Origin of the sequence: Bradyrhizobium sp. PRIMUS42, from assembly GCF_023006515.1 — a bacterium.
GTDB lineage: Bacteria > Pseudomonadota > Alphaproteobacteria > Rhizobiales > Xanthobacteraceae > Bradyrhizobium.
In genome coordinates, this window is the sequence record NZ_JALBGZ010000712.1 from 1 (window position 1) to 3,173 (window position 3,173).

Below are 3,173 nucleotides of genomic sequence, written 5' to 3' on the forward strand. Positions count from 1 at the left end.
GGCATCGCCTTCCGCGTCGCGGAGAAGAACCGCGCTGAGGTCGTCGCTTACCTGCGCGCGCGCGAGCAGGTCACGTCGGTCTATCGCGAGGTGATGCGCTCGGTGTGGCTGGAGAACGACGCACGGCAGCGCGTCTCCGCGCTCGCCTATGTCGTGGATCGCGGCCACGTCCAATATGCCGGCCGCCTGTCGCTCACCGAACAGCACCGCCATGTCATCCAGGGCCACGGCCAGTCCGGCGCGAACCGCGATTACGTGACGGCGACGGTGAAGGCGATCGAGGCCGAAGGCTTTCGCGACACGCAGCTGCATCAGCTCGCATTGATGCTGCACGGTGATGCACATTCCCTGCACGCGCCGGCGCCCGCCGAAGACCGCGAAAACCGCTAGCCGCCAGTCGGCGCATAGCTCGGCGATGAGCCGATCAACTGCTCCTGCTCCTTCCGGCCCGCTTCGACGAGGCGGTCGGTGGCGTCCTCGATGGCCGTCTGCACACGGGAGAGAAACTCGTCCTTCGGCAGGCCTGATGGCAACGGATCGAGGAATTCGACCACCAGCGTGCCGGGATAGCGCATGAAGGTGCGACGGGGCCAGAACAGGCCGGAGTTGAGCGCGATCGGCAGACACGGCACGCCGCAGGACGAATAGATCTGCGCAAAGCCGGTCTTGTAGTCGGGCGGTGCGCCCGGCGCCCGGCGCGTGCCTTCCGGAAAGATCACGAGCTGCTTTCCGCTGCGCACCGCCTCGCGTGCCCGGCGCGTCATATCGAGCAGCGCCTTCACCCCGGCATTGCGGTCGATCGCGATCATTCCGGTCTTGACCAGGAACTGACCGAATACCGGGATCTGCATCAGCTGACGCTTGAGGATGAAGATCGGACGGTCGAAGAAGCCCGGCAGCACGAAGGTCTCCCAGAACGACTGGTGCTTCGCCACGATCACCAGCGGCCCCTGCGGGATCTTGTCGACACCGCGAAACTCAACCTTGATGTTGCAGACCACGCGCATCAGGACCAGCGTCGCCTTCGCCCACCACTCCGCAACCGTCAGCATGGCGCGCGGCGGCAATGCGAATGTCGGCAGCGCCACGATCGCGAGGCACACCAGCACGGCGTAGAACAACACGTTGAACATCAGCGAGCGCAGGAAAATCAGGAACATCGATGATCCAGTTAATTTGCCGATCAATTTGCCGATCAATTGGCCTGTGCAGTGTTGGGTCGCTTCGGCTGCACGCTTGAAGGCTGCTCCGACATCTCGGGCGAAAGGTCAATCCCGAAATTCTCCAGCCTTACCCTGAGCTCGGCCGCGATATACTTGACATATTCCGACAGCAGCAGCCGCAAGGTGGACGCCGAGGTCCACCACGGCTCCTCGCGCCATTTGTCACCGACCACCGCGAACGGGATCAGCGTCGCCTGTGGCATCGCATGCGAGAACTCCACCAGCGCGCGCGGCATGTGATAGTTCGAGGTGACCACGATCAGCGATTGGAAACGGCGCCTTTCGGCCCAACGTCGCGCCTCCGCCGCGTTGCCGCGGGTCGAGAGCGCGGTGCGGTCGAGATCGACGCAACAGGTCATGAAGGACTGGTTCTCCGGCAAGGTCCGGGAGATGTCGCTCGCCGTGGAGGTCGGATGCACGCCGGAGATCAGCAGCCGCCTGCCATAGCCGGCAGCGAGCAGCTGCATCGCATCCGACACCCGCGAGGAGCCGCCGGTCAGCACCACGATGCCATCGGCCTTGCGGCTTGGGGCGATCTCGGCGCCGCGCAATTGCGACAGGAACGCGATGAAACCCGCCGCCGCGCCGACGAAGGCGAACGCAATCGTCGACACCAATGCCGCGCGCAGCCAGCCGCGCGGCAGGTTCGGCGGTCGATCGTCGGTCGGCGAGGTCATTGATGTCGGTGATCCCTTCCCTGAGGTGATTTTATGACGTTTTGAGACGAAGTGGAGTCCGGTTTCTTTACCCTCTCCCCTTGTGAGAGGGTGGCTCGCCGCCAGCGCCGAGACGGGTGAGGGGGTCTCTCTCCGCGCATTCAGCATTTGTGCGCGTGGATAGAACCCCTCATCCGGCGCCGTAGCCGAAGCTTCGCTTCGGCGTTCTACACGAACGGCGGCCGAAGGCCGCCTCTGCCACCTTCTCCCACAAGGGGGAGAAGAGAAGGCAGCGAGGTCACCGCGAACATTTCACTCAGCCATACGCATCTTCAATCCACATCATTCAGCGTCGCAAACAGCGTCTGGCGCGCGGCCACTGCGGTGATGGCGCCGATCAGCACGGCCTGGACCGCGAGCACGATGTAGCCGGATGGCCGCAGCGAGAAAGTGCCGAGCAGCGCGGCGAACTGGTCGCCGACGGGGGTACCGGAAAACCAGCCGGCAATCGACTCGGAGAAGCCGAACACCAGCATGGCGGCACCGCCGCCGATCAAGCCGCCCTCCAGCCCCAGCCTGAGGAAATGACGCAGGAAGTGATTGGCGATGTAGCGGTCGCCGGCGCCGACGAAATGCAGCACCTCGACAATCGGGCGGTTCGCCGCCATGGCGCCACGGGTCGCGAACGAGACGGAGATGATGGTGGCGATGATGACGAGCGCGAGAATGCCGAGGCCCGCGAGCACGGTGGCGTTGGTCATCGAGCGCATCCGCTCGATCCAGGCACGGTGATCGTCGACGCTGGCGCCCGGCGCGACCTGGGTCACGCGCGCGCGCAAGGTGCCGAGATCGAGCGACGTGCCGGGCTGCACACGCGCGATGATCATGCGCGGTACCGGCAGATCGTCCATCGACAGCCCGGTGCCGAGCCAGGGCTCGAGCAGCTTGCCGCTCTCCTCCCTGCTGAACGGCTTGACCTCGACGATGCCGGCTTGCGCGCGCATCGCCTCCGTCACCGCTGCGGTGTCGCGTTCGAGATCGCGGCCGACCTGCGGGCGAACCTGGATGGTGATCTCGCTCGCAACGTCCGACTGCCATTCGGCGGCGGAGGCGCTGACCAGCAGCACCGTGCCGGTGGTCATCGAGGCGAGAAAGGTCATGATGGCGACGACGGCGACCAGCGCGCGGCCGTGGCCTGCGGCACGCGCACGCCCATGATCATCCTTCGCCACATCCTACCCAACACGGTGGCGCCGATGCTGGTGCAGGCGACCTATATCTGCGCCAGCGCCAT

At 65.3% G+C, this 3,173-nt stretch carries 4 protein-coding genes; 1 reads left to right on the forward strand and 3 read right to left on the reverse strand.

Annotated elements, in window-relative coordinates; translation table 11 throughout:
- A partial coding sequence (locus MOV75_RS32315) for a gamma-glutamylcyclotransferase (RefSeq protein ID WP_247007344.1) occupies nucleotides 1-390 on the forward strand: 390 nt, incomplete at its 5' end.
- Here MOV75_RS32315 and MOV75_RS32320 read toward each other — a convergent pair.
- From MOV75_RS32320 to MOV75_RS32330, 3 genes are all read right to left on the reverse strand, one after another.
- Complete coding sequence (locus MOV75_RS32320) at nucleotides 387-1,160, reverse strand: 1-acyl-sn-glycerol-3-phosphate acyltransferase (protein ID WP_246931361.1); 774 nt, start codon at nucleotides 1,158-1,160, stop codon at nucleotides 387-389. The two genes, MOV75_RS32315 and MOV75_RS32320, sit on opposite strands and share 4 nt — an antisense overlap.
- A 35-nt stretch (nucleotides 1,161-1,195) precedes the next feature.
- A complete protein-coding gene (locus MOV75_RS32325) occupies nucleotides 1,196-1,900 on the reverse strand; it encodes a YdcF family protein (RefSeq protein ID WP_247007345.1) in 705 nt (234 codons plus the stop codon).
- Nucleotides 1,901-2,211: 311 nt separating this feature from the next.
- On the reverse strand, nucleotides 2,212-3,111 hold the full coding sequence (locus MOV75_RS32330) for an ABC transporter permease (protein WP_247007346.1): 900 nt from the start codon (nucleotides 3,109-3,111) through the stop codon (nucleotides 2,212-2,214).
- Nucleotides 3,112-3,173: the final 62 nt, after the last annotated feature.

Coding starts and splice junctions, on each gene's coding strand:
- MOV75_RS32325 (WP_247007345.1), bottom strand. CDS start 1,900: ATGACCTCGCCGACCGACGATCGACCGCCGAACCTGCCGCGCGGCTGG.
- MOV75_RS32320 (WP_246931361.1), bottom strand. CDS start 1,160: ATGTTCCTGATTTTCCTGCGCTCGCTGATGTTCAACGTGTTGTTCTAC.